Below are 25416 nucleotides of genomic sequence, written 5' to 3' on the forward strand. Positions count from 1 at the left end.
CCGGCAGCGGGCTTTTTTATTCCTGCTATCTTGCTGCCCCATCTTTTTCTCCGTTTCTCTCCTTATGAAAGCAGTAGTTTTTCCGGGCCAGGGCAGCCAATTCAGCGGTATGGGTCGTGACCTGTACGAGCAATACCCCGAAGCGCGGCGCCTCATGGATCAAGCCAATGAAATCCTAGGTTTCCAGCTCACTGACGTTATGTTCAACGGCTCTGAGGACGATCTACGCCGCACCGATGTTACGCAACCGGCCATTTTCCTGCATTCTGTGGCGCTAGCTGCCGTATTGCCTGATCTTAATCCTGATATGGTGGCTGGTCATTCGCTGGGCGAGTTTTCAGCGCTGGTAACCGCCAAAGTGTTGCAGTTCGAAGATGCATTGCGCTTAGTCGCCCAACGGGCTCAAGCTATGCAGGTAGCCTGCCAAGAGCAGCCTGGCACTATGGCGGCTATTTTGGCGCTTGACGACGATACCACAACGCGCATCTGCCAGGAAATAACGGAAGCAGGCAACGTGGTAGTAGCCGCCAATTTCAACTGCCCAGGTCAGTTGGTGGTATCGGGTTCCCAGCGTGGTATAGAGTTGGCCTGTGAGCAGCTGAAAGCCGCTGGTGCTAAACGGGCTCTTCCACTGCCGGTAGGCGGAGCTTTCCATTCTCCTTTGATGCAGTCGGCGGAAGCTGCTTTGGCAGAGGCTATTGCTAAAACCACTTTCTCCGCTGGTATCTGCCCTATTTACCAGAATGTGGACGCTACCCCGCACCGTGATCCCGACGAAATTCGGGAAAACTTGGTGCGCCAACTCACCGCTCCCGTCCGCTGGACGCAAAGTGTACAGCGCATGGTCCAGGATGGCGCCAAAGAGTTTGTGGAGTGTGGCCCTGGTAAGGTGCTGCAAGGATTGGTGAAAAAAATTGCACCGGAGGTATCGGTAAGTTCAGCTACTTTGTAGCCACCCATAAACAAAAGGAAAGGCCCTACGGATGGTTTCGCAGGGCCTTTCCTTTTGTTTATGGGTGGCGCAAACAATAGAGACTCAAAGTCAACAGTAATGCTTCTGTGAGCAGCTTTGCAACAATAAATTCAGCCTGGGACAAGGTTGCATTGTCTTGGAGGCTCCTAAGTAGCCGTTGCCATTTATATGCTCAGTCGCTAACCTAGCTTGGCCGTGACTTGGTAGTAAAACCAAAAAGCTTCATTTTTCGATTCGCACCACTGCCAGTTCATCTTCACAGGCTGCGAGTAATTCCCCTATTGTTCGGTGTAGTATTGGGTGTGCAACTTCGGCAGCAATTTCTGCTAGCGGCACTAGCGCGAATCGGCGTTCTGACAGGCGCGGATGAGGAACGGTGAGGCGGGGCGTATCTAGCACAAGGTCGTCGTAGAGAAGTATGTCTACATCGAGGGTCCGGGCTCCCCAACGAATTTTTCGTTTGCGGCCGGCTTGCTGCTCTGTTTGCAGACACGCATCTAGTAGAGCTTCGGGCGAGAGCATAGTATGCAGACGCACCGCCTGATTCAGAAAAGCGGGCTGATCTTCGAGGCCCCACGCGGCAGTTTCATACAATCCCGATACGGCTTCCAAAGAGCCAGCGAGAGCTGCCAATTGCTGCAGGGCTTCAGTAAGAATGGCTAGTCGGTCGCCAAGATTGGAGCCAAGCAGAAGGTAAGCGGTTGCCATGAAGCAATGAACAAGTAGCGTTTAACGAAGCATAATAAGTCAGCAAAGTAACTAGTGCAGGCTGCCATCAGTGCTAGTTGAATAAGCTGAGGCTACATGCTACTTGGTTGATGGCAACGCCCGCTGAAAAAACTCGACTGTGGCATCGGCAGCTTGTTTTGCCTCTGCGGGTAATTCCTCGGAGGCCCACGGGTGGGCACCACCAAAGTTGTGCGTAACGTTGGGGAGAATCAGCAATTCGGCCTCGGGCTTCCAGTTCTTTAGCTCATGGGCACGCTGCACGGATACGGTTTCGTCTTGGTCGCCGTGAAGGAAAAGCACAGGCTTGTGCAGCTTGCGGCGCACAATGTGCGGGATGTCGAGGCGCAAGCGGTTGGCGTGGTAGTCTTCCACAATCTGGTAGTAGAGTGGCAGTTGCTGCTTGGTTCGGCTGTTTTCGACGTGATAGACGCCTTGCTGCTGCCATTGCTGCATCAGTTCCTCCGGCCAGCCAGGATTGATGTTGTTGATACCAGCCCACGTAGCTATGGCCTGCACCCGCGGATCTTCGGCGGCTTTGAGCAGCACCAAGCCGCCGCCGCGGCTGTGGCCTATCAGGGCAAGGCGGGTAAGGTCGGTTTCGATGGCCGGAATACCAGTTATAGTAGGTTGTTCCAGCGAGTCCAGCAGAGTGCCAATGTCGTCGAGTTCCAGTGAGAAGTTGTTTCGACCAAAGGCTTCGAGGTCTTCCAGGTCGCCGGTGCCGCCCACTACCAAGCCGTTGTGCGACAGATTTAGCTTCACAAATACAAAGCCTTGCTGCGCAAAATAATCAGCCAGCAAGTTAAAGTGCCCCCAGTCCTTAAACCCTTTAAAGCCGTGCACAAACACTACCACTGGCTTGGGCTGACCATCGGACAGGTAGCGGGCGTCGGCGGTGAAAGGCCGGTTATGGCGTGAGTTGGTCAGTTGAAAATCGAGGCGGACGGGTTGCGTAGGCATAGAGCGAAGATACACGCTGAAGGGATGATGTTCCGCCGGGGTACATAAGAACGTTTAGACCATCGTTCTTTTCATTTCACTAACTCTCCAACTCAGCTCTTCACCACCTCTTTATTTCACCATTTTCCCCGTATCATTGCAGCGCCCAAAACCGCTGCATGAACGTTACGCTGGACCAAATACAGGCGCCAATTGCCACCGAGATGGCGGAATTTGAACAAAAATTCCGGGCGTCCATGCAAACCAAGGTGTTGCTCCTCGATAAAATCATGGGCTACATTGTGAAGCGCAAGGGCAAGCAGATTCGGCCCATGTTCGTGTTTTTCACGGCCAAGATCAGCGGTGGCGACCCGCTGCCCGAAGCGTCTTACCGTGGCGCGGCGCTTATTGAGTTGCTACACACCGCCACGCTCGTGCACGACGATGTAGTAGACGAAAGCAATTACCGGCGCGGTTTCTTCTCCATTAATGCTCTCTGGAAAAACAAGATTGCCGTATTGGTCGGAGATTATCTGCTGAGTAAAGGTCTGCTGCTCAGTCTCGAAAACGACGATTACGCGCTGCTTAAATTAGTGAGCAACGCCGTGCGCGAGTTAAGCGAGGGCGAACTACTCCAAATCGAAAAGGCCCGCCGCCTCGACATTACCGAGGATGTGTACTTTGATATCATCCGACAAAAAACCGCCTCCCTTATTGCTTCCTGCTGTGCCGTTGGAGCCGCCTCCGCTGGCGCCGACACGGAAACCATTGAGCGCGCCCGGCTTTTTGGGGAAAAAGTGGGCATGGCCTTCCAAATCAAAGACGACCTTTTCGACTTCGGTACGGCCGAAATCGGCAAGCCAGTCGGCATTGACATCAAAGAAAAAAAGATGACGCTGCCGCTCATTTATTCGTTGCAACAAGCCGATTGGCTCACCAAGCGCCGCGTCATCTACAATGTCAAGAACAACGACGGGCGGAAAGACCGGGTGCAGGCCGTAATTGAGTTTGTGAAGAAGAGCGGGGGCCTAGAATACGCAATCCGGGTGATGGAAAAGTACCGCGACGAGGCCTTAACTATCCTTCGTACGTTTCCTGATTCGCCTTCCCGTAGCTCCTTGGAGCAGCTAATCAACTACACTATAGAGCGGGAGAAGTAGCGCGAAGTATTACGTTTTTATTTTATGAGAATACTAGTAGTGCCACTCTTATTACTAACTACTGTTGCTTATGCGCAGAAAGGTACGCTCGTACCAACTGTTTCTTCCGATAGTACCTATGGCTATACTGCACATAATCCGCTAAAACTAAAGCAAGGAGATATAGGGCGAAGCATAAACTTCTCCGTTGGCTTTTTAAAAAATCTGCGCACTGCTGACAACCAGCCGCTAGAACTAATAGGGCGGTACTCGATGAGTGACCCTAGTTATACTCAGCCAGCTATTCAACTAAATGACCGTTTAACAAGTAGGCACATTAATGGACGAGGCGGAATACTAGATCATTATACGTTTCGGACTGCTAGTAATGACACGCTGCATCTATTCGTCGACGTGTATCACAAGGGTCCGCGACTTGTACCCAAAGGGCTGAAATACGTTGGCTTCGAGTAATTGTCAATAAAAAACCGGATGGCTGGCAACTTGCCAGCCATCCGGTTTTTATGCTGTTTGTGTTAGCAACTACTGTGCTATCTGATACTCCACGCTTTCGGGTGCCACTTCGGATACCTCGAACGTCACGCCGTCAAAGGTGCTCTTGACGGTGATTTCGTGAATCATGTCGCAGCCGGGGCACTTAATTTCTTCGGTTTCGAACTGCCCGTCGTCTTCGGTGGAATTAGCCAAATGGTCGGCGGCGGGTACGCCAAGTAGATCCGTGAAAACTTCCGTATGGCACTGGTTGCACTCGAACTTGAGGCCTACCGTACGGCCTTGGAGCTCATCGAGAGGGGCGGGGGTGGTTTTCTGTTGAATCCACATAAGAAATTGGTTTGGTTTTCGAGAAAGGAAGTGCGGAGTGGTGGCTAGCCACTTGTTTACGTGGCCAATTACTGGTTGTGTACGCACCACTTACGGGTTTGTGTTGTCTGGAGTGTAGATATAATCTGGCTGCGCCGCTGGACGTCTGCTAACTAGGTGGTACACTTGCGGCCGCGCTGCTTAACTTTTTGGTTTGTTTAGCTATGTCTGTCTCTCCTGTTGAAACTGCGGCGGCACCCGCCAAACCCTTGGTACCGTGGGTGCCGCGCTGGCGTACCCTGCTCGGCTCGGTGGCTTTCACCCGTGACCCTATTGGGCGGCTCAACGGAATTCTTTCCGAGTACGGTGACACGGTTGGGGTGTATCTAGGGGGCGTAAGGCCCGGTATTGTCACGCGCGACCCGGCGTTGGTGCAGCATATCCTGCAAAAAAACCATCGGCGTTACCTGAAGTCCGACCTCACCCACGGCTTGATTCGCTATTTGGGCCGCGGACTGCTCACCAACGAGGGAGCCGACTGGCTGCGGCAGCGTCGCCTGATTCAACCCGGCTTTCATCGGCAGCGCTTGGCGGGCCTGACCAAGCTAATGCAAACGGCCGCCGAGGAATGGACTGCCGAACTAACGGCCCGCACGGCCACGCCCGACGGGACGGCGGTGGTAGATATTCACGAAGCCATGACGCGGGTAGCCTTTCGGATTGTGGCGCGGGCCACATTCAGTACCAGCCTTTCCGAAGCGGAAGGGGAGCGGCTAGCCGAGGTTCTAACGGAAATTCAAGCCTTCTACGTGCGCACCGTGCGCCAACCGTACCTGCGGCCGTGGTTTCGGGCCCGGGGTAGCTACCGCCACCACGACGCGCTTAGCCAAGAGCTGCGCGAGCTAATCCGGGGCTACATCCGACAGCGCCGCCAACACCCGCCCACCGACCCCGCTCAAACGCCCGACGACCTACTGCAAATGTTGCTCGACACGCGCTACGAGGATACCGGAGAGCCCATGCAGGAAGATCAACTGCTCGATGAAGTAAACATTCTGCTCGTAGCCGGCCACGAAACCTCCGCTAACGCCTTGAGCTGGCTGTTCTACCTGCTGGCCCGCCACTCTGCCGTAGCCGATAAAGTGCGCACCGAGATGCATGCGGTACAGGCCGGCCGTACCCCGAATTCAGCGACTTGCCCCAATTACCTTACTCGATGTATGTGGTGCAGGAAACGCTGCGTCTGTACCCACCCGCCTGGATTCTGGACCGGGTAGCATTGGAAGACGACGAGTTTCAAGGGCAGCCGATTCCGAAGGGTACGCTCTTTTCGCTTTATCTGTACGGCCTGCACCACCACGCTGCTTTTTGGCCTGATGCCGAAGTATTCCGGCCTGAGCGGTTTGCGCCGGGTGCGGTGCCTGCGGTGCCTACCTACGGCTATTTGCCGTTCGGTGGCGGTCCGCGATTGTGCGTTGGCAACCACTTCGCCCTCACTGAAATACAGCTGGTTTTGCTGGAAACGCTACGTCACTTCAGCATCGAGCCCGCCACAGAAACTCCTGCAGTTCTCATGCCCCTCGTAACCCTACGCCCGCAAGGAGAAGTGCCGCTGCGGTTTAAGCGTCTGGCTCTATAGCGTCAACTTAGCATAAACGACTGGAGCGTTAGTTCCCCTCGGATGATGAGGGGAACTAACGCTCCAGTCGTTTATGCTAACTGAGGTTTCTAGCAAGTGGCTTACTCTGCCAACAAACTAGCCACTGTCTTCTCGAATTCTTCGGTTTCTTGCTGGTAATATTTGCCCGTGCCGGGGCCAGAGAAGCCCGTGTGAATCTTGCGGACTTCGCCCTTCTTATCCAAGAAAATGGTAGTAGGGAAAGCCAAGACTTTGGCTAGCTGAGGGAGCGAAGTGCTGGCCGAATCCTTGTTGGCTATGCCGGCCACGGCCAAATCGTAGCCTACATTGAGCCGCTGCTTCATCTTGAGCAGCTTCTGCGACGCTAGTTTCTGGTCGGGGGTGCGCTCGTAGCCTAAGCCGATGATTTCGACCCCGCGTTGCTTGTTTTTCTCGTACCAAGGCGCCAGAAAGTTGGTTTCGTCCATGCAGTTAGGGCACCAGGAACCGAGAATTTGCACCACCACCACTTTGCCTTTGTACTTGGGGTCGGTGGGGGAGATGCTGCCGCCTTCGTAGATACTCGGGAACTTGAAGTCGAGGCGTTTCTGACCGGGCTTCATACCCGTGAGGGCGTTGGCATCGGGCAGTTTGGCGTTGGCATCAAGCACAGCAGTCCAGGTTTCGTGGCCAGATTTGCCGCTGTAGAAGTCGCCTTTGATGTTGTTGATGTTGCCGGGCTTGTCGAGCTTCCCGTCAAACAAAAAGCCGTGGCTGCCATCAAAAGTTGACAGCATCACATGCTCGCCATCGGGCTTGTTCACCAAATTGCCCGCTAGGTAACGATAATCGCCAGTAGAAGTAAGGAAAGTACCAGTGAGTAAGGCACTATTCGTGCTATCCTGCCGGATGATGCCAACCGCTGGATACGTTTCGCCATCATCACCCCGAAACTCGACGCGGAAGGTAGCGCCCTTCTTCATGTCGCCGTAAGTGGCCGCCATTTTGGCGTCGCCTGCAAACAAAGCAGCCGGGGATGCAGCTTTCGCGGCCGTAAATGGCACGCGGTACGGGTCTTTGCCGTCGTATTTCACCCAAGTGCCTTTCAGCTTGTCGGTGCCATCGGCCCGAACGACCAGCGCCGCATCAAACACGCCCAACCGAATGGTAGTAGAGTCGCCGGCAGTTGTGATTTCGTCGAGCTTGAGCCGCTCCTCTCCGTTGCGGAGCGTTACAGTGGGTTTGCCACCGTCGGTGGCTACGTCGAATAAAAAAGGAATTTCTTGGCCTTGCGTGGAAAGCGCACCCCGCCAGGTGCCAGCCGTAAGGGGCGTGGCCGTGCCGCCGGTAGATGATTGATTATCAGAGGAAGAGCCGGTGCCACAAGCCGCTACTAAGAGCGAAAGGCTGGCACCAAGAACCACTTTTTGGAAAAGCGAAGGAACAGACATAGTCAGCTTAAGAAGACAATACATTCGGCGCTAAACTACAAACCACGGAAATTGGTTTAATAAGGTAGCGTGTCAAGGTAGCACGAAGCGTCGGTTTGGTGCCTTGCTCAACCCCAATGGGCGGGCACCTGCCAACTGTTTCGCTTAAAATGCAAGAAGCACAAGCTTCGTGAGAAAGCGCGGACCAGAAAGTTTGGGACGCGCCCTACCAGGCGCCTATATTTGCGTACCTGCTCTTACAAGTAGGTCCGTTCCCTCCACATTTTTCCTTTTCGCATTATGGCGTTTGACTTAGAAATGATCAAGGCGGTGTACGCTGGCATGGGCTCCCGCATCGAAGCTGCTCGTACTGCCGTTGGTCGTCCGCTTACCCTGACCGAAAAAATCCTGTACGCTCACCTGTACGGCGGCTCTGTTTCGCAGGCATATAAGCGTGGTGTTTCCTACGTCGATTTCGCCCCCGACCGTGTGGCCATGCAGGATGCTACCGCCCAAATGGCGCTGCTTCAGTTCATGCAGGCTGGCAAAGCCAAAGTTGCCGTCCCTAGCACCGTGCACTGCGACCACCTGATTCAGGCGAAAGTAGGAGCCGACGAGGATTTGGCCATTGCCAACTCCGAAAACAAAGAAGTATACGATTTCCTGGCTTCGGTCTCCAATAAATACGGCATCGGCTTCTGGAAGCCTGGTGCTGGTATCATTCACCAAGTGGTACTCGAAAACTACGCCTTCCCCGGCGGTTTGATGATCGGTACCGACTCGCACACTCCCAACGCGGGTGGCTTGGGCATGCTAGCCATCGGCGTAGGTGGCGCCGACGCCGTCGACGTGATGGCCGGTATGGCGTGGGAGCTGAAGTTTCCAAAGATTATCGGGGTGAAACTGACCGGTAAGCTGTCGGGCTGGACGGCTCCCAAAGACGTAATCTTGAAAGTAGCCGGTATCCTGACCGTAAAAGGCGGTACGGGCGCTATCGTGGAGTACTTCGGTGAGGGTGCCGAAAACATGTCGTGCACGGGTAAGGCGACCATCTGCAACATGGGTGCCGAAATTGGGGCTACTACGTCGGTGTTTGCATACGACGAAAGCATGGCCAACTACCTGCGTGGCACTAGCCGGGCCGAAATTGCCGACCTAGCTTCTGGTGTAGCACAGCACCTGCGTGCAGACGACGAGGTGTTTGCAAACCCTTCTGAGTATTACGACGAACTCATTGAAATCAACCTCTCCGAGCTGGAGCCGCACGTAAACGGTCCTTTCACGCCGGATGCCGCTTGGCCGATTTCACAGTTTGCTGCCGCTGTGCGTGAGCACGGCTGGCCCGAGAAGCTGGAAGTAGGGTTGATTGGCTCGTGCACCAACTCTTCGTACGAAGACATCACCCGCGCGGCTTCCATTGCCAGCCAAGCAGTAAGCAAGGGTCTAACCGTCAATGCAGAATTCACCGTAACGCCCGGCTCGGAGCTGGTGCGCTACACTGTGGAGCGCGACGGGTTGCTGGACACTTTCGCGCAGATGGGCGGCGTGGTATTGGCTAATGCTTGCGGTCCGTGCATCGGGCAGTGGGCGCGCCACACCGACGACCCCAAGCGCAAGAACTCCATCATCACGAGCTTCAACCGCAACTTCGCCAAGCGTAACGACGGCAACCCCAACACCCACGCTTTCGTGGCCTCGCCCGAAATCGTAACGGCCTTCGCCATTGCCGGCGACTTGACTTTCAACCCGCTCGTGGATACGCTGACCACCAAAAACGGCCAGCAAGTGAAACTTGACGCGCCGCACGGCCTGGAAATGCCGCCACAGGGTTACGCCGTAGAAGACGCCGGTTATCAGGCTCCTGCTGTAGACAGCTCTTCGGTGCAGGTTATCGTAGATCCAGGCTCCGACCGTTTGGAGTTGCTCGACCCCTTCAAGCCATGGGAAGGCACCGACCTGAAAGGGTTGCGCCTGCTCATCAAGGCCCAAGGCAAGTGCACCACCGACCACATTTCGATGGCCGGTCCGTGGTTGAAATACCGTGGCCACCTTGATAACATCTCTAACAACATGCTCATTGGGGCTACCAACGCCTTCAACGGCGAGGCAAACTCGGTGAAAGACGCCCTGACTTCGGGTACGCCTTACTCGCCGGTACCGGCGGTAGCGCGCAACTACAAAGCCCAAGGCATCGGCTCGGTGGTAGTGGGTGACGAGAACTACGGTGAAGGCTCCAGCCGTGAGCACGCCGCAATGGAACCACGCCACTTGGGTGTGCGCGCCATCATCGTGAAGAGCTTCGCGCGTATCCACGAAACCAACCTGAAAAAGCAGGGCATGCTGGCCCTCACCTTTGCCAACAAGGCCGATTACGACCTTGTAGAAGAGGACGATGTTGTTGACATCCTCGGCTTGACCAGTTTCCAACCTGGTCAGCCATTGCAAGCACGTCTGCACCACTCTGATGGCGACACCGACCTCATCACCCTCAACCACACCTACAATGAGGGCCAGATTGAATGGTTTAAAGCCGGCTCGGCTCTGAACCTAATTCGTCTGAAAGAGGCGGGTGCTGCCCAAATGTCGCAGAAATAGTAGTGTCTGCCTTGAAACAAAAAGCTGCTCTATTCAGGGCAGCTTTTTGTTTTTATAGGCTGGTGTTTAATCAACATAAGTATGAGTGGTAGTACCAAACACCCCATTTCATTAGTTGGATTTGTCGTTACGCTTGTAGGCGCAGTTTTATTTTCTACAAAAGCAATTATTGTAAAACTAGCTTTTGCTGGTACGCACACCGATGCTCTGACGCTGCTGACGCTGCGGATGCTTTTTGCACTGCCGTTTTATGTGGTTGCTGCTTTTGCCGTGAGTAGCCGGAGCGGTAACGTAAAATTGACAGGGAAGGAGTGGGTGCTCGTTTTGGCTTTGGGTGTGCTAGGATATTACTTGAGCAGCTTGTTTGATTTTATAGGGCTGCAATACATTTCGGCGGGTCTTGAAAGATTGATTTTATTTCTATATCCAACGTTTGCCGTATTTATCAACGCTTATTTTTTCAAGCAAAAAATATCTGGTGTTCAGCGGGTGGCTTTGCTATTAACTTATGTGGGTATCGGGCTTGCGTATTTTGGAGAACTTGCCATTGATTCCAGCAACCCTAATTTCTATTTCGGGAGCTTTATGGTGTTTCTATGCGCAACTACTTATGCAGTGTACATAGTGGGTAGCGGCAGAGTAATTCCGCGCACGGGCCCCACTAAATTCACGGCCTATGCCATGCTTGCCGCTACGGGCGGAATATTCGTGCACTTCGCAATAATGGGTGAAACTGCCAATTTTCAAGCTCAGAATGGGCTTTGGCTGTATGGATTATTATTGGCGGTAGTTGCTACTGTTATTCCTTCGTTTATGCTGTCGTATGGCCTGAAAAGTATCGGTTCAAATAATGTAGCCATCATAAGTGGTATTGGCCCCGTGTCCACTATTATACAAGCGTATTTTATTCTAGGTGAGAAAATAGTTATGGAACAAATAATTGGGACTGCACTAGTTATTGCGGGCGTAATTTTAATTGGTTGGAAAAGAAAACCAACCCCGGTACTGGAAGAAGTTACGGCTTGACACGCATATCAAGGAAGTCGCGTTTTATAGTTATCGGAGAGCAGAAAAAATGCTGTTTAGAGTAGATAACCGGAGGCAAGCACAGCAATCAGGCTGTTACCTTCGTGTCGCCGCGAAGCGCGGCAGTAGCTATCATAACAATGAAATTAGGACTATGGGGGGCAGGGGTGTTCCTACTGCGCGTCACTGCTGGACACGCACAAACTCAACCTCAAGCTAGTTTTACCCACCCCGATACCACGCGTGCCTTACCTGAAGTGCCAGTAATCTATCAGGCCGACAAGCTGACGCCGGTAACCTTCCTCAACGTTGATGGCCAGGCGCTAGCGCGCAAAAGCGTCGGCCAGGAGCCCTCGTTTCTGCTTTCCGAAACGCCTGCCATTACCGCTTACTCTGATGCGGGCAGCACGCAAGGGTACGCCTACTTTCGGCTGCGCGGCATCGATCAAACTCGCATCAACACCACACTGAATGGGGTGCCGCTAAACGAGCCAGAAGACCAAGGCGCTTATTTCTCCAACCTTCCGGATATTCTCAATTCCGTTAGTGCCCTGCAGATTCAGCGGGGCGTTGGGACCACGCAAAACGGCACGGCCAGCTACGGCGGGAGCATTCAACTGTTTTCGCCCACGTTGCGAGATTCCGCACGCACCACGCTTGGGGCCGGGTATGGGTCGTACAACAGCTACCGGATTTTCGGGGAGTATGCTAGTGGGCTGCGCAACCAGAAGGCACTCTACGTGCGGGCGTCGGAGCTACATTCGGATGGATATAAAGATAGGTCGGCCAATACCTCGCGCTCGGTGTTTGTGAGCAGCGGACTGTTTCGGGACAAAACGAGCTGGAAGTTCAACCTACTGGCCGGGCATCAGCAAAACCAGTTGGCCTGGCTCGGGGTAGCCGATTCGGTGTTGCAGCGAAACCGCCGGGCCAACGCCAACGGCACCGCCGAAAACGACCGTTTCACGCAAGCGTTGGTGCAGCTGCAAAACGATTGGCAACTAAGCGCTACTTCATTGCTAAGCACTAGTGTGTATTACTCTGCGCTGCGCGGTAACTACGACTTCGACCTCAATAACTTCCTTGGCTTGCCAAGCACCGCCGAGCTGTACAAGTACGCGTTTCAGTCGGGGTGGGCGGGGGCTTTCAGTACGTATACCCGGCGCACCCGGCACCTGACCTGGACCAGTGGCCTGCACGCTAACACCTACCAGCGGCAACATACGGGCACCGAACGAGCATTGGGCCGATTGTACCGCAACACCGGCCGCAAACAGGAACTTAGTGCCTTCAGCAAGTTGGAAGTACAGCTACAGCAATTCACGCTGTTTGCCGACGCGCAGTTCCGTGCCACCTCGTTTCGCTACGAGGGCAGTGTACCGCTCCCCATCATCGACTGGCAGTTTTTCAACCCGAAAGTTGGGGCAAGCTTCGCGTCATCTCCCCGCACCACATTCTACTACAGCCTCGGCCGCACCAGCCGCGAGCCAACCCGCAACGATTTGTTCGGGGCAACGACGACTTGCTAGCGGACAGCACCGGGCTAGCCTTGGTAACCAGCTCGACACCAGAGTCAGTAGTGGACCAGGAGCTAGGTGTGCGGCATCAAACCGATAGGTGGCAGCTGAATCTGAATGCCTACTACATGGACTTCCGCAACGAAATCGTGCTGAATGGGCAGTTCGGCCCGAACGGCTTGGCATTAACCAACAAAGTGGAAAGCAGCTTGCGGACCGGGCTGGAAACGTCCGTACGCTACCAGCTTACCGGTCGGTTTGCCCTACTCAACAACTCGGCTTTCAGCTACAGCCGCATTCGGGAACAGCGCGAGACGTTCGAGCCTATCCTCACGCCGCCACTCATCGTCAACCAGGAGGTGATTTACCAAGCCGGCCGCTGGACTGCTGCGCTACTCGGCCGCTACCAGAGCCGCTCCTATATCGATTTTGCCAATTCCGCCACCGTCGACGATTACATCCTGCTGAACGCGCGCGTCCAGTACGCCCGCAATGGCTACCAAGTGTCCTTGTTCGCTAACAACCTCACCAGTGCCAAGTATTTCAACAACGGCTACGTGGAAGCCGATGGCACTCGCAAATACTTCGTGCAGGCGCCGGTGAATTTCTATGTAAACGCGCAATACACTTTCTAGCACCAGTCATTTCTTGCTACAGTCGGAATGACCACATTCCTTATGGGTTTCACCAAGGCTTTTGTATTCGGGAAGTTTATGCCCTTTCACAAGGGACACGCGGAGCTTATCAACTTTGCGCGGCAACACTGCGACCACCTGACTGTGCTGGTATGCAGCAGCGACCAAGAGCAACTGCCTGGACCAGTACGGCAAGCGTGGCTACAAAATACCTACGCGGGTGATGCTGCCGTACGGGTTCAACTGCTGGAATATCGAGAAAGAGAACTGCCCAATACCTCGGAAACCTCCTTAGCGGTGTCGAATGTGTGGGCCGATAAATTTCGACAAGTGGTGCCCGAATGCTCGCTCCTCGTGACGTCGGAACCGTATGGGGAGTTGGTGGCGGCGCGCATGAACATTCAGCACCTGCCGTTCGATGTGGCGCGGGAAACGGTACCGATAGCAGCGTCGATTATCCGTCAGAATCCGGTGGCGTACTGGCGCTTTCTGCCCGACAGCGTTAAACCCTACTACGTGCGTAAAGTGGTGTTGCTAGGTACCGAGTCCACTGGCAAAACCACGTTGGCTACTCAACTGGCTGCGCATTTTCAGGCGTCGTTGGTAGAGGAAGCCGGCCGCGACTTAATTACCGATTCCACTAGTTTCAGCTTAGCAGATTTGCACCGCGTGGCGCAGGAACACGCACGCCGCATTGCGCAGGCCCAGACGGGCCCTAGCGCACTCGTTATACTCGACACCGATATCCACATCACCCAATCGTACACCAAGCTGATGTTCGGGCAGGAATTGACGGTGCTACCCGAAGTATACGCCCTCAACCGCGCCGACTTGTATCTGTACTTGGCCGCCGATGTACCCTACGTGCAGGATGGCGGACGGCTCCCGAACGCCGACCGGCTGCGGCTAGATGTCTCGCACCGCGAAACCTTGCAGGACTACGGCATTAAGGCAGTGGAAATCAGTGGGACCTGGGCTCAGCGTTTGCAGCGGGCGATTCAGCAGGTTGAAGCGCTACTGCTTGCTAATAGCTATAACTAGAGAAGTGCAGCCGTTCATCTTCGCCTATTAGCTGTGGTAGTGCGCAAAACAACAGGGTTTGAGTCGGCCGGGTGACTTTTTCGTACTGTTGGGATAAAGCCTATCTCCACAACACAACCATACGAAGCCTCACTACATGGCCGGATTCATCAAGAAAATAGCAAAAGTTGCAAAGTACACGGGCATAGGGCTGTTGGGGGTAGTGGCGTTGTATGGGGTAGGGGCAATAGTATTATCCGTGATACCAGTAGGCACGCGCAGCACCCCCAAACCCGGCGACATTGAAGCGTATGTGTTGTCCAACGGGGTCCACACCGATATAGTAGTGCCGGTTCAAACCAGTCAGATTGATTGGAGCCGTACGATTCACTACGCTGATACACCGGCCGCCGACACAACTCGCCAATACATTGGCTTTGGCTGGGGCGACAAAGGATTTTATTTGGACACGCCCACGTGGGCTGAACTCAAAGTAAGCACGGCTTTCCGAGCTATGTTTTGGCTGGGTACTTCGGCCATGCACACCACGTTTCACCACCAGCCCGTAGTAGGCCCTCACTGCATAAAAATTTATCTAACGCCAACTGAGTATATCCGCCTCATTAACTTCATTCAAAAAAGCTTCCGGCCCGATGCACAAGGCCAAATCCAGCACATCAGCGGGCACAGCTACGGGCGCTACGATGCTTTTTACGAAGCTCGTCGGGTCTACAACCTTTTCTATACTTGCAACACTTGGGCTAATGAAGCTTTAAAAATAAGTGGCCAGAAAGCCAGCCTTTGGACTCCGGCCGACGGCGGTATCTTCTGGCATTATCGATAGCTTTATCTTGCCAGCTGATCAGTTCATTTCACTTAACCGATGATTCCCATGACGACGTACGACGAAATATTCGAGAACAACCGAAAGTGGATTGAAACGCACAACGCTACTGGCCCCGAGTTTCTAGCTCGCTTGGCCGGTGATCAGCGCCCCGACTACCTCTACATCGGCTGCAGCGATTCGCGCGTGACAGCCGAAGAGCTAATGGGCGTGGCGCCCGGTGAAGTATTTGTGCACCGTAACATTGCCAACTTGGTCAACAACATCGACCTCAATGCCATGTCCGTCATTGAGTATGCTGTGCAACATCTAGGGGTCAAACACATTGTGGTGTGTGGACATTACGGCTGCGGGGGTGTTAAGGCCGCTATGCAGGCTCAGGACTTAGGCATCATGAACCCGTGGCTGCGCAATATCCGTGACGTATACCGGCTGCATCACCAGGAGCTAGACGCCATTGAGGATACCACCGCCCGCTACGACCGGTTGGTAGAACTAAACGTGCAGGAACAGTGCGTGAACGTAATCAAAACGGCCGCCGTGCAGCAGCGTTACCTGAAGCACGGTTATCCTACAGTGCACGGTTGGGTGTTCGACTTAAAAACCGGGCTTCTGAAAGACTTGAAGCTGGACTTTGAAGATATCCTGCACGGCATTCAGCAGATATATAATCTCGGCGACAAAGCTTTATTTGAAACCAAGGAAACGCCCGCCCAGGAAATAGGAACCAAGGCAGTTTCGGAATAAGCGGCTAGATCAATTCAAAGGAGGTAAACTGTCTTTTAACTGAACAGGGCACCCCTCTACTGAATAGGCAAAAAGAAGCCCGGCTGCTTCTGTCTAATAAGACGGAAGCAGCCGGGAAAGAGGATGGCTAGAAAATAGGTGGAGCAACTAGTTGAGCCAAACCTCGGCTACCGTTTCAAAACGGTGGCGAGCGAAGGCTCCATAAGGCTGCTCAGCGTAAAAACCCAATACATGGATTTGAGGTAATCCAGTACGCGCGTTGCGGCGCACTTGGATAGGATACACATGGCCGGCTTTAGGCCAGTCACCAATGTGGTCGGAGGGGCGGCGGCTGTCATCTACACAGCGAGCATAATGCTGTACAGGCGGCGGGACGGGAAGCTTTACTTTCGACATATCCAAAGATACGGATATTAGTCGGTTCTAAAAAGATTAGCTCCTATTTTTTATGATTAAAATCGCCTTTAACGCCCTTTAATTCGATCTTAATAACTATATAGGTTGTGTAATATACAGTTGTATTTTCGTAGGTGCAAAGCTAGTCAGTAGAGATATGCTAATAAAATTAGTAGATACTTATTTGTTCTTTATGACGATTAATAGGGTTTTATGCATTCCTGTACGTACCTATGTTCAACTTGCGGCTGAAGCATATGTTGAAAGATTTAGCAGCGTATATAAAGCCATAGTATTTTAGCAGCTAGGCAATCATACTACATGGTATCTAACTGGAAATAAATGCTGCATTGCGCATGCAGTTTCAGTCGCCAAAAGGCCGAACACAATGAAGCGTCTTGCTCAAGGAAAAGAACATTCTCTTTCCTAAGCAAGACGCTTCGCTTCAGAGAGTATTAGTGCGTCAGTACTATGCGACGGGTTAGGCTACTGGTAGTGCCTTGCATGCGCACCATGTATACCCCGGCTGGTAGTTCCTGCAAATCCAGCGTTGCAGTTGAGGTATTAAATGCCTGTTGCTTTACTACTTGACCTAGGGCGCTTAGCACCTCTAGTCGTTTGGCGCCGAAACCAGTTGATACCTCCACTCGCACTTGGCCGGAAGTAGGGTTGGGGTACAACTGCCATGCCACTTGGGCAACAGCCGGCTTGACGGGCAGCAACTGGCTTTGAGTATAGCGGGTTATGGCATCGTCGGCGGCAATCTGTAGCTGGGCCAGGGTAGGTGCCGCTATTATTGCAAACGTGACGACCACCGAATCGGCGGGGGCTAAGGAAGGCACCACGGCGGACACTACCTGCGCAATGTCAGTGCCTTTGGCTACACCGGCTGTACGTTGTCGGGTGCCGCTGTTCAACGTCAGCATTTTCTCGGCCCGACTGAATCCATTCGCTAGGCGCACAGCATTGCCCACGGGCGCATTTACATCAATAGCGTAGCTCGATACAGTACCGCCCCGCAGCCACTGCACTCCTACGTACGCATTAGGCGTATTCACGTTGTAGGCGTAGCTAAGGTGGCGTACAGAATCCCAAACCACTGCGTTATGGCTGTAGTCACCCATATCCCAGTCGGCGAAAATGCCAGCGTAGAGAGGTTTCAAAGTATCGGCAGTTACGTTCTTGATGTAGTATTCCATCGTCACGTAGTCACGTTCCACGCCCTGAGACCAAGAAGTTCCTTGCTGGCGCACCTGCACCCCTACGGTGCGGTTGCGGGTTGCGCTCGGCAAAGAGTCGCGCAGAATGCCCGTAGCCGTTAGATTGATAGAGGTTTGGCGGCGCAAAGTGGCTTGCGCCTGCGTGTAGAAGTCGACATCCGTACTGTTGCGGTCGTTGCGCAGACGGCTGGAAATGCGGGTAGTGCCAGTGCCGAGCAATAAGCCGCCTTCGTACAACATAGAGTTGCCGCCTTTGTACCGCACGCCTTCTCCTTTATCAGACCCGAGCCCATCGGTGCCCAAGTTGCCGCGGTGCGAAAGGGTGACCGCCAAGTTACCGGCATTAAGTACCACGTATTCCGGGTTGATGACGATGGTGGCGTACTGGTCATCTTGATAGCCCGTAGCTGGGTCGGAGAGACGGTAACGCAACGTCACGGACGTATTGACGGGCGCTGCCGACGCTACTAGCAGTTGGAACGGCGCAGCCGCATTGGAAACCCTAGACATTGTGCCTAACCCTGTTGTAGTAAACGAGCCCTGCCGCACGGTCACATAAGGCGAGAGCGACGTAACAGTCAGCGTCAGGTTTTGCATCGGTTGCAGCAGGTTCTGCATCTCAATGGTCAGCCGAACAGTATCGTTGAGTTGATATATCGGTTTGGCAGGGCTGAATACGCACTGCGTGAGGCGGACAGCGTGCTGGTTGTTGGCTTGCACAGCCCGGAATACGTTCAGGCGGCCGGTGCCTAGCTTACCGATATAAGCGGCGTTGCCGGGTAGATTATACACGTTGTCAGTAGTAGCTCGCAGCTGCGCAATTACTTGCGCCGACGAAAGCTGCGGAAACCGGGCGCGTACCAGCGCGGCCGCACCTGCTACCAAAGGAGCCGAAAACGAGGAACCACTAGCGCGGATATAATCAGCATCTGTGTCGCCCCACGTGGTATAAATAGCTTCACCAGGCGCTATCAAATCGATCCGTCGGCTATAGGTAGCGCTGTTCGAGCGGATATCTGTAGCTCCGCACCAGCCAACTGATAGTACGTGGTCGTAGCTGGCAGGGTAGAAGTCTAGTTCGGCATTGGTGTTGCCAGCCGATGCTACTAGCACCACGTCGCGGTTGATGGCCGCGTACGTTATGGCATCTTGCTCGAACTGAGACCGGCCTCCGGCGCCACCCCAGGACATGTTGATGATTTTGCAGCCATGATCGGCAGCATATACGATGGCCTCATATCCAGCGAAGGTACCGGTCGCGGTGCTTGGATAGATTTTCAGCGGCAAGAAGCGGCACTTGAACCCTACGCCGGCAATACCAGCTCCGTTATCGGCGCGGCCCGAAGCAGCTCCTGCCGTGTGCACGCCATGAAGCGGCTGCGATGCTGAGTTTGGAGCGGGGTTGTTGTCACGATCAGCGAAATCCCAGCCGCGGTAGTTGTCAACGTATCCATCGTTGTCGTTGTCGATGCCGTCGGGTGGGTCTTGGTAGTTGCGCTGCCACTGGCCAGCCAAGTCCTGGTGGGAAAGCCGAAAACCGGTATCCGTAATGCCAATCAAGACTGTGGTGTCTCCTTGAGTTAAATCCCAAGCTTGATAGGCGCGGATTTTTTTAAGGTGATACTGACCAGGGGCAACCGTAGAATCGGCCAGTGGATCGTTGGGCAGGTAAAGCGGCGCACGGTAATACAGTGGTTCGGCGTATTCGAGTATGCCAGTGCCTAGCAGCGCATTTTGCGCCTTGCTTATCGATACCTCCTCGTTGAACCACACTTGGTACACCAAGCTCAAATCAACAGCACCGGGCCGTTCGTAGTTGGGGCGTATGGTGTTAGGAAACTTTTGCTGTACCTGCGTGGCACCAAGGCGGTGCAATAAGGCATCGAGCACCGGACCAGCTACTGCGCCAGAGGATTCTTGAGGACGGAACTCGGGCTTGATCTTGAATACCAGCGTGCCAGGCAATGTGGTGGGGGCATCAATTGCGCCTTGCCCCGCTGCTGATGATAGAACAAGGGAAAGCTGAGACATTCCCATAAAGGGAAGTGAAGCCAAGATTAGGAATAATACTAATTTGAACGATGGTAAAGATTTGTCCATAGTGCAAAATAAACCAACTGCTAAAAGCCCTTTCTACTTGACGGCCTGCGCTGATAGATTGAACTATGCGATAAGGCTTACAAGTTTTGATTAGTAAACTTAGTTAAGAAAAACGGCTGAAATGGGCTTTATAGGCTGATTCATATCAATAACTTTATATAATACCAATAATTCATAAAGTGCGATGATTTGTAATATATGCAGCGGCTGCTAGGAGTAAGCTTATGATTATGCTACCATTTTGTACAATATTTATCTTGATTTAAATTATAAGTTAAAATTGTTAAAATGTATTTTTTTATAATGCTGCTGTTTTAGTAATGAATGGAAGCTGATCGGTTACCAGTGGCGCTATTCCTGCTAAAGCAGGACTTCATTGAAAATCAGCGCGTTACTGTGCTGATTCCTGGTATAAAATGCAGTGAATCAATGATTTATATGAATACTGCTCGTTTTTTAGTTGGTATGCTTAAAAGGAAAAGGCCAAGCAACTGTAAGCGGGATTCACGAATGCATTCAGGTGGATAAGTCGACGGCGCCATCATTTGGAAACCTTTGCTTAGTTGCAGCGCAGTTAGAGGCAAGGGCCAGTGCGAAAAGCATTGGGCTGATGAGATGAAAGCCTTGTTTGTGCTGTAGCAAGGGCACAAAAAAAGACGCTTCCAAGGAAGCGTCTTTTCGGTGCTTGGATAACAAGAACCTTACTTTAACCCGTCTTCAAAAGTGGCTGATAAGGACTATGTGGAGACATATAAACTTGGCAATGATCCAAAAAGCCGCCAAGGTGCTAGATGATGTTGCGTAGATCGTTGCGCAGGTTCTCGATGCCGTGCCATATCTCAGACCACGCACTATGGTCTTGATCCGAAGGTTTAGTGTCGTGCGTTGGTTCTGGTCCTAGCTGCTCGGCAAGTTTATTGCGTTTCACTTCCAGGGCGGCAATGTGCTCGTGGTAGGTGTGCGGCGCCCCAGCAGTGGTGGCGTGGGCGCGGTTGCGTAGCGTCTTGATTTTAGTATCTAGGTCGTCGAGGGCTTGGCGGATGTCCTTGTCGGAGAGATGCAAAGGCACGCGTGCGTGCTGCGGAGAAGTAGTAGACATGGCGAACAGCTGGTAGGTTTTAGATGCGGATAGAATAAGATACAGCTTTTGACGAGCAAAGGATACGCTATCTTACTTATTACCGCCCTGCTAGCGTTCTAGCATCAAGTACCACCGAATACGCATGAGCTTGGTTGTCATCCCGATAGCGCGCGCATGATTCATGGGAGAGCAATGCCAATACCTGCTACATAACAGCAACGCTTAAGGCGACCAACTGAATAGTAGCCGCCACTACGTCTCGGTGGGTAGAATCAAGCTACAGGCTTAGCAGTTCGCGGAATCGGATGGACTGCTGACGCGAGACTTCCACTTCAGGACCCCGCGGAGATGAATTTTCAACGAGTTGCTGAACCAGGGTTCGATGCCATCCACCCATTTAAGGTTAATGATCTGCTGGCGGTTTGCCCGGAAAAAGACGCGTGGGTCGAGGCGCTGCTCCAGATGCTGTAAGGTGCGCGGAATAAGTGGGCGGTGCTGGTCGAAGTAAATTTGGGTGTAGCTGCCGTTGATTTCGAAAAGACGAATGTCGGCCAGCCGCACAAACCAGCACTTCTCGCCGTCTTTCACAAACACTTGGTCGTGTTCGGTTAGGGGCGTCGGAGCAGGTTCCAGTAGGGCAGGGGCGGGCATCGGGCTAGCTGTAGCCGGGACCGGTGGACCTAGTTTGAGGCGGGCCTTGCCCAGGGCCGCTGCTAGTCGGCTCGTCTCAATGGGTTTGAGCAGATAGTCTAGGGCATTGACTTCGAAGGCCCGGAGAGCATATTCATCGTAGGCGGTCGTGAAGACAACGTGCGGTGCGGCTTCTAGCGAGGCCAACAACTCGAAGCCGGTTTCGCCGGGCATGTGAATATCGAGTAGCAGCAAGTCGGGCTGCAACTCTTGAATTCGGGTGCGCGCCTCGGCCGCGTGCCGCGCTTCGCCGACAACTGCCACGTCGGGAAAGGCTTGCAGCAGGTGGCGCAACTCGGTACGGGCCAAACGCGAGTCATCAACGAGAAGAATATTCATACAGAAATAAGTAAACAGCGGGTTCAGGCGGTGAGAGCCGCCGCGTTGACTTGCACCGGCACGCGCAACTGTGCCACGACCGTATCGGTGGTGGCCTCGTTGTTGCCGATGTGTAGGGTAGCGGCGCTACCAAATAGGAGAGTTAGCCGCTCGCGGGCATTGCGTAGGCCCAAGCCTGCGTGGTCGGGCTTGGGCTGGTAGCGGCCGGTGTTGCGCACCACAATGTGCAGTTGCGCCGCCGCGTCGAGTTGGGCGGTGAGCTGAATGCTGCCGCCTTCGGGGCGGGGCGCAATGCCGTGCTTGATGGCATTCTCGACGAGCAACTGCAAGGTCATGGGCGGAATAAGAACGGGCAATGCCGCTGGGTCCACGTCGAGCGAGTAGTGAAGGCGTTCTTCCAGTTGCATAGCTTCCAGCTCCAGATAATGCCGCACTATTTCTAACTCGCGGCTCAGGGGCACCCGCTCGGCGCTGTTGAGTTGGATGGAATAGCGCAGCAAATCGGAGAGGTGCGTAATCATGTCGCGGGCGCGGGCCGGGTCTTCCATCACCAGGGCCCGGATGTTGTTGAGCCCGTTGAACATGAAGTGCGGGTTGATTTGAGCCTTCAGCGTGCGCATTTCGGCTTCCTGTACGGCAGCACTGAGTTTCCATTTGTCTACCTCGGCTTGCTTGTAGCTGCTCAGGTAATGCCACCCTAAGTAGAAGCCGGCCCACAGCCACAACAGTATATTGACGTTGATGGCATAGCCCACAAATTGGGGCCAGCCTTGCGGCTTGCCATTACCAGTGGGCTGAATTAATAAGATGATAATTGCCCAGATAATCACCTGGCTAATTACCGCCAACACAGCGTGCATCACCAGTAACCGCCCCAGCAAGGGTAAAGGCGGCAGGTGCTCCCAGCGGTTGGCCCGAATATGATAGCGCAGCCAATGGGTAATAGCCAGCATGGTTGCGGCAATCACTAAGTTGATGGTTAGCATCTCGCTGGAGCGCACGCCCATAAAAGCGAAAGCGGCTGCACTAATCAAGAAATACAGGCTCCACCCGAGCAACTGGCACCACCAATACAGGCGGCTAGGTGGCGGAACGGCGGCGTAGGAAAACATAGGATTACGTAGGGGGCAAGGATGCCCAAGTTACTGGGATTGCGCTGCCAGAAGAGAGTAGGCTTTCTTGTTTTGGCGGTAAGAAACGTAAAGCAGACCAGCCAATACGGCCAACGAACAGACCATAAAAACCGGAATCAAGTACAACGTTGCCTCTGAGGTGCGCACCCCAATCAACAGGCACCCCACCGCAATTACGCCAGCCATGATGGCAAAAGGTTTGGCCTTGTAAAACCAGGCGTAAGGGAAGAAATGGGCCCCGGTAATGATGCCGTAAGTCATGATGAAGTGCGCAGGATACTTACTGTAAATGAACATCAGAATAGGGAAGTAAAATAGCTGCGCAAAATTCAGCCACAAGCCTAGAGGCTGGAGCGGATTGTGCGCAATTGCCCAGGTGGTGCGGAGTGCTTTAGAGAAAAGCCACGCCAGCGGCAGCGTAGCAGCGCCCACAAAAAACGTGATAAACCCATTCAGCCCCGGCGAGTTGGGCAGCATCCAGACGAAGGCAATAGCTGCCCAAACCAGACTGGCGGCCACAATAAAGTCAAGCCCATTCTTGGCTTTCACCGACAGCTCAAGCTGTAACATGGCGAATTCCTTTTCGAGTAGCATAGTCGATTGGTAAAGGCGCGTGAAGAAGTGGTATGTGAAAGTGCTAGCCGTTGTAAACTCAGCGTTTCAGTTGAGGCCACAACGGCTAGTAAGAGGGAATTTTACTTTTTCGCCACTTTGTTCTGGCCTAAAAACGCATCGGTCTGCGCGAAAAACCAGCTTGTGTCGTCGTACATCAGGAAGTGCCGGCCAGCTTCCGACATTTCGATGCGGTGCTGGGGTAGCTTGGCATATTGCTGCTCGAAAACAGCCCTAGTGCTTTCCTTGGTGGAGCCGTACTGCTGATAGGCCGCCCAAGCCCCGAGTACCAGTACCGGTTGCTGAATGCGGGCAACGTCTTGGCGCAAATCGGTGGTGTACATATCGTACATAGCTTGGCCTACGGTGGCCGGGTCGGAGAGCTGGCCCCAACGAGCCACTTGGGTTTGGCGGGCGGTGTCCGTCACGAGGCCAGCCACCATTTGGCGCTGCATGGCTAGCGTCATTTTACCTTTGCTGGTTTGTTGGCGCATGTTCTCAGCCATTGGTTTGGCGGCTTCAACCGTGAGAGCCGGGTTCTGTACGGCGGCCAAGAATGGCAACGAATCAACAATTACCAGCGGCCCCACAGCAGTAGGCTCTGCCACGCTCAGCCACAGCCCCATGAACCCGCCCAGGCTGTGACCTACCACTACCGGCTTGTCGAGCTTCTGCGTTTTGATGTACGCAAGGAGCTGGTCGCGCACATTAAGCAGCAGTTGGTTGGTGTTGGCTGCTGCCGCGGTGCCACCAAAACCCGCTATTGATACCACGTGGCACTGATACTGTTTTTGGTAACGAGCCACCGTTTCGTCCCACACCGCGCCAGGGCAAGTCAGCCCCGGAATCAAAAGCATGGGCCGACCTTTGCCCATCACGCGCACCGTGAAGGTCGGATGGGCTGCAGGCACGTCAGAACCAGCGTAAACAGGGGAAGGCGAAGTGTCACCCACAACCGTAGCGGGTGTGGCGGCAAAGGAAGTGCTGGCTAGCAGCAAGGCAGCGCAGACGGAAAGAGGACGGAAGCAGGCGAGTAAGTTCATCGGGAAGCCAGAGGATTTGGTGAATTGATAAACCAAACCTAGCGTCTTGCTCTGCCTCTTGAAACTGAATTTCAGCGAACGGTAAATCAGCGGGCTGAACTGCACTATGCCCTAGTCGAAACACCAGTGCCAACTCAACTATAACGCAACCGGAACACCCAGCTCGCGGGCTAGAGGCGCGGCCGCCGATTGGTAAAGCAGCGTCAGGAGTTCGTTGAGCGCTGGGCTGAACTCAAGGTGATAGTCTTCGTGGAGCTTACTGGTTTGCTTGAGCACGTCGTGGGTGCGGCGGGCCAAGTGCTGAAGCAACGGCTGAGTAGGACCGTGCAGCTGCGCAACGGCGGCGGGCTGATGGCGGAAGATGTTGGTGAGCAAGCGCAACGTCAGCTCTATCTCGCCGAACGTGTCGCCGGTGATGCGGGCGTGGTAAGCAAGCCGGGCTTGCAACTGCCGCACAATGTGAAGCAGGTCGTTGGGGGTTTGATGGTAGCCGCGCACCGGATCGTCTACTTGCGTGCGCAGCCGTTCTCGCCGGATTTCGAGGGCATCTTCTCCTTCCAGCAACCGAAAGGTAAGCTGCTCGGTCAGGACAGAATCCTGCGCGACCAAGCGGGCCAGAAGCTGGTCCTTTTCGCGCTGGGAAAGGTTGAATAAGGCTTTACGTAGATCGGGAGAAAGGGCGGGCATATAAGGAACAAGAGGCAACTACACTTGAAAACAAAACTAAAAACTAAAAGCTCCCCTCCGGTTTTAAAGGAGGGGAGCTTT

General features: G+C 53.8%; 21 protein-coding genes and 1 pseudogene. 10 read left to right on the top strand and 12 right to left on the bottom strand.

Annotated features, from left to right (window positions below; genetic code table 11):
* Window positions 1-64 precede the first annotated feature (64 nt).
* Complete coding sequence (fabD, locus tag MUN86_RS06530) at window positions 65-952, top strand: ACP S-malonyltransferase (RefSeq protein ID WP_245123191.1); 888 nt, start codon at window positions 65-67, stop codon at window positions 950-952.
* Window positions 953-1195: 243 nt separating this feature from the next.
* Here the strand turns inward: fabD and folK are convergent, their stop codons facing one another.
* Window positions 1196-1681, bottom strand: coding sequence for a 2-amino-4-hydroxy-6-hydroxymethyldihydropteridine diphosphokinase (folK, locus tag MUN86_RS06535; protein ID WP_245123193.1), 486 nt, complete (start codon window positions 1679-1681; stop codon window positions 1196-1198).
* Window positions 1682-1780: 99 nt separating this feature from the next.
* Complete coding sequence (locus MUN86_RS06540; RefSeq protein WP_245123196.1) at window positions 1781-2662, bottom strand: alpha/beta hydrolase family protein; 882 nt, start codon at window positions 2660-2662, stop codon at window positions 1781-1783.
* Between the two features lie 158 nt (window positions 2663-2820).
* On the opposite strand from MUN86_RS06540, the gene MUN86_RS06545 reads away from it, so the two are divergent.
* Window positions 2821-3801 (top strand): polyprenyl synthetase family protein, encoded by a 981-nt coding sequence (locus MUN86_RS06545; RefSeq protein WP_245123199.1) that lies wholly within the window; start codon window positions 2821-2823, stop codon window positions 3799-3801.
* A gap of 522 nt (window positions 3802-4323) precedes the next feature.
* On the opposite strand, the gene MUN86_RS06550 is transcribed toward MUN86_RS06545, so the two are convergent.
* Entirely contained in the window at window positions 4324-4623 is a 300-nt protein-coding gene (locus MUN86_RS06550; RefSeq protein WP_245123201.1) for a hypothetical protein, read from the bottom strand.
* A 203-nt stretch (window positions 4624-4826) separates the two neighbouring features.
* On the opposite strand from MUN86_RS06550, the pseudogene MUN86_RS06555 reads away from it, so the two are divergent.
* Window positions 4827-6241: pseudogene (locus tag MUN86_RS06555) on the top strand (cytochrome P450).
* A gap of 101 nt (window positions 6242-6342) precedes the next feature.
* Here MUN86_RS06555 and MUN86_RS06560 read toward each other — a convergent pair.
* Window positions 6343-7671, bottom strand: coding sequence for a TlpA family protein disulfide reductase (locus MUN86_RS06560; protein ID WP_245123204.1), 1329 nt, complete (start codon window positions 7669-7671; stop codon window positions 6343-6345).
* A gap of 279 nt (window positions 7672-7950) precedes the next feature.
* Here MUN86_RS06560 and MUN86_RS06565 point away from each other — a divergent pair, with 279 nt between their 5' ends.
* The 7 genes from MUN86_RS06565 to MUN86_RS06595 all read left to right on the top strand — a co-directional run bounded on the left by MUN86_RS06565 (window position 7951) and on the right by MUN86_RS06595 (window position 16034).
* The gene (locus tag MUN86_RS06565) at window positions 7951-10245 is read left to right on the top strand and encodes an aconitate hydratase (RefSeq protein WP_245123207.1); all 2295 of its coding nucleotides are present in this window, start codon (window positions 7951-7953) and stop codon (window positions 10243-10245) included.
* A gap of 81 nt (window positions 10246-10326) precedes the next feature.
* The gene (locus MUN86_RS06570; RefSeq protein WP_245123209.1) at window positions 10327-11271 is read left to right on the top strand and encodes a DMT family transporter; all 945 of its coding nucleotides are present in this window, start codon (window positions 10327-10329) and stop codon (window positions 11269-11271) included.
* Window positions 11272-11411: 140 nt separating this feature from the next.
* Window positions 11412-12800, top strand: a complete 1389-nt coding sequence (locus MUN86_RS06575; protein WP_245123212.1) for a TonB-dependent receptor plug domain-containing protein — start codon at window positions 11412-11414, stop codon at window positions 12798-12800.
* Entirely contained in the window at window positions 12794-13423 is a 630-nt protein-coding gene (locus tag MUN86_RS06580; protein WP_245123216.1) for a TonB-dependent receptor domain-containing protein, read from the top strand. The genes MUN86_RS06575 and MUN86_RS06580 overlap by 7 nt, the downstream gene beginning before the upstream one ends.
* Window positions 13424-13450: 27 nt before the next feature.
* On the top strand, window positions 13451-14464 hold the full coding sequence (locus MUN86_RS06585; protein ID WP_245123219.1) for an AAA family ATPase: 1014 nt from the start codon (window positions 13451-13453) through the stop codon (window positions 14462-14464).
* Between the two features lie 136 nt (window positions 14465-14600).
* Complete coding sequence (locus tag MUN86_RS06590; protein ID WP_245123222.1) at window positions 14601-15287, top strand: TIGR02117 family protein; 687 nt, start codon at window positions 14601-14603, stop codon at window positions 15285-15287.
* A 48-nt stretch (window positions 15288-15335) separates the two neighbouring features.
* The gene (locus MUN86_RS06595) at window positions 15336-16034 is read left to right on the top strand and encodes a carbonic anhydrase (RefSeq protein WP_245123224.1); all 699 of its coding nucleotides are present in this window, start codon (window positions 15336-15338) and stop codon (window positions 16032-16034) included.
* A 147-nt stretch (window positions 16035-16181) separates the two neighbouring features.
* Here MUN86_RS06595 and MUN86_RS06600 read toward each other — a convergent pair whose 3' ends face one another.
* The 8 genes from MUN86_RS06600 to MUN86_RS06635 form a co-directional block, all read right to left on the bottom strand.
* On the bottom strand, window positions 16182-16430 hold the full coding sequence (locus tag MUN86_RS06600; protein WP_245123227.1) for a hypothetical protein: 249 nt from the start codon (window positions 16428-16430) through the stop codon (window positions 16182-16184).
* 455 nt (window positions 16431-16885) lie between these two features.
* On the bottom strand, window positions 16886-19681 hold the full coding sequence (locus tag MUN86_RS06605; RefSeq protein WP_245123229.1) for a S8 family peptidase: 2796 nt from the start codon (window positions 19679-19681) through the stop codon (window positions 16886-16888).
* An 856-nt stretch (window positions 19682-20537) separates the two neighbouring features.
* On the bottom strand, window positions 20538-20849 hold the full coding sequence (locus MUN86_RS06610; protein ID WP_245123232.1) for a hypothetical protein: 312 nt from the start codon (window positions 20847-20849) through the stop codon (window positions 20538-20540).
* Window positions 20850-21116: 267 nt separating this feature from the next.
* Complete coding sequence (locus MUN86_RS06615; protein ID WP_311181795.1) at window positions 21117-21860, bottom strand: LytR/AlgR family response regulator transcription factor; 744 nt, start codon at window positions 21858-21860, stop codon at window positions 21117-21119.
* Window positions 21861-21883: 23 nt separating this feature from the next.
* Window positions 21884-22972 carry a sensor histidine kinase gene (locus MUN86_RS06620; protein WP_245123235.1) on the bottom strand — a complete coding sequence of 363 codons (1089 nt, stop codon included), beginning with the start codon at window positions 22970-22972 and terminating at the stop codon, window positions 21884-21886.
* A gap of 30 nt (window positions 22973-23002) precedes the next feature.
* A complete protein-coding gene (locus MUN86_RS06625) occupies window positions 23003-23563 on the bottom strand; it encodes a DUF7010 family protein (protein WP_245123238.1) in 561 nt (186 codons plus the stop codon).
* Between the two features lie 125 nt (window positions 23564-23688).
* Complete coding sequence (locus tag MUN86_RS06630) at window positions 23689-24648, bottom strand: alpha/beta fold hydrolase (RefSeq protein WP_245123241.1); 960 nt, start codon at window positions 24646-24648, stop codon at window positions 23689-23691.
* Window positions 24649-24786: 138 nt separating this feature from the next.
* Window positions 24787-25335 carry a hypothetical protein gene (locus MUN86_RS06635; RefSeq protein ID WP_245123244.1) on the bottom strand — a complete coding sequence of 183 codons (549 nt, stop codon included), beginning with the start codon at window positions 25333-25335 and terminating at the stop codon, window positions 24787-24789.
* Window positions 25336-25416: the final 81 nt, after the last annotated feature.

The sequence above is a fragment of the Hymenobacter volaticus genome, from assembly GCF_022921055.1.
GTDB lineage: Bacteria > Bacteroidota > Bacteroidia > Cytophagales > Hymenobacteraceae > Hymenobacter > Hymenobacter volaticus.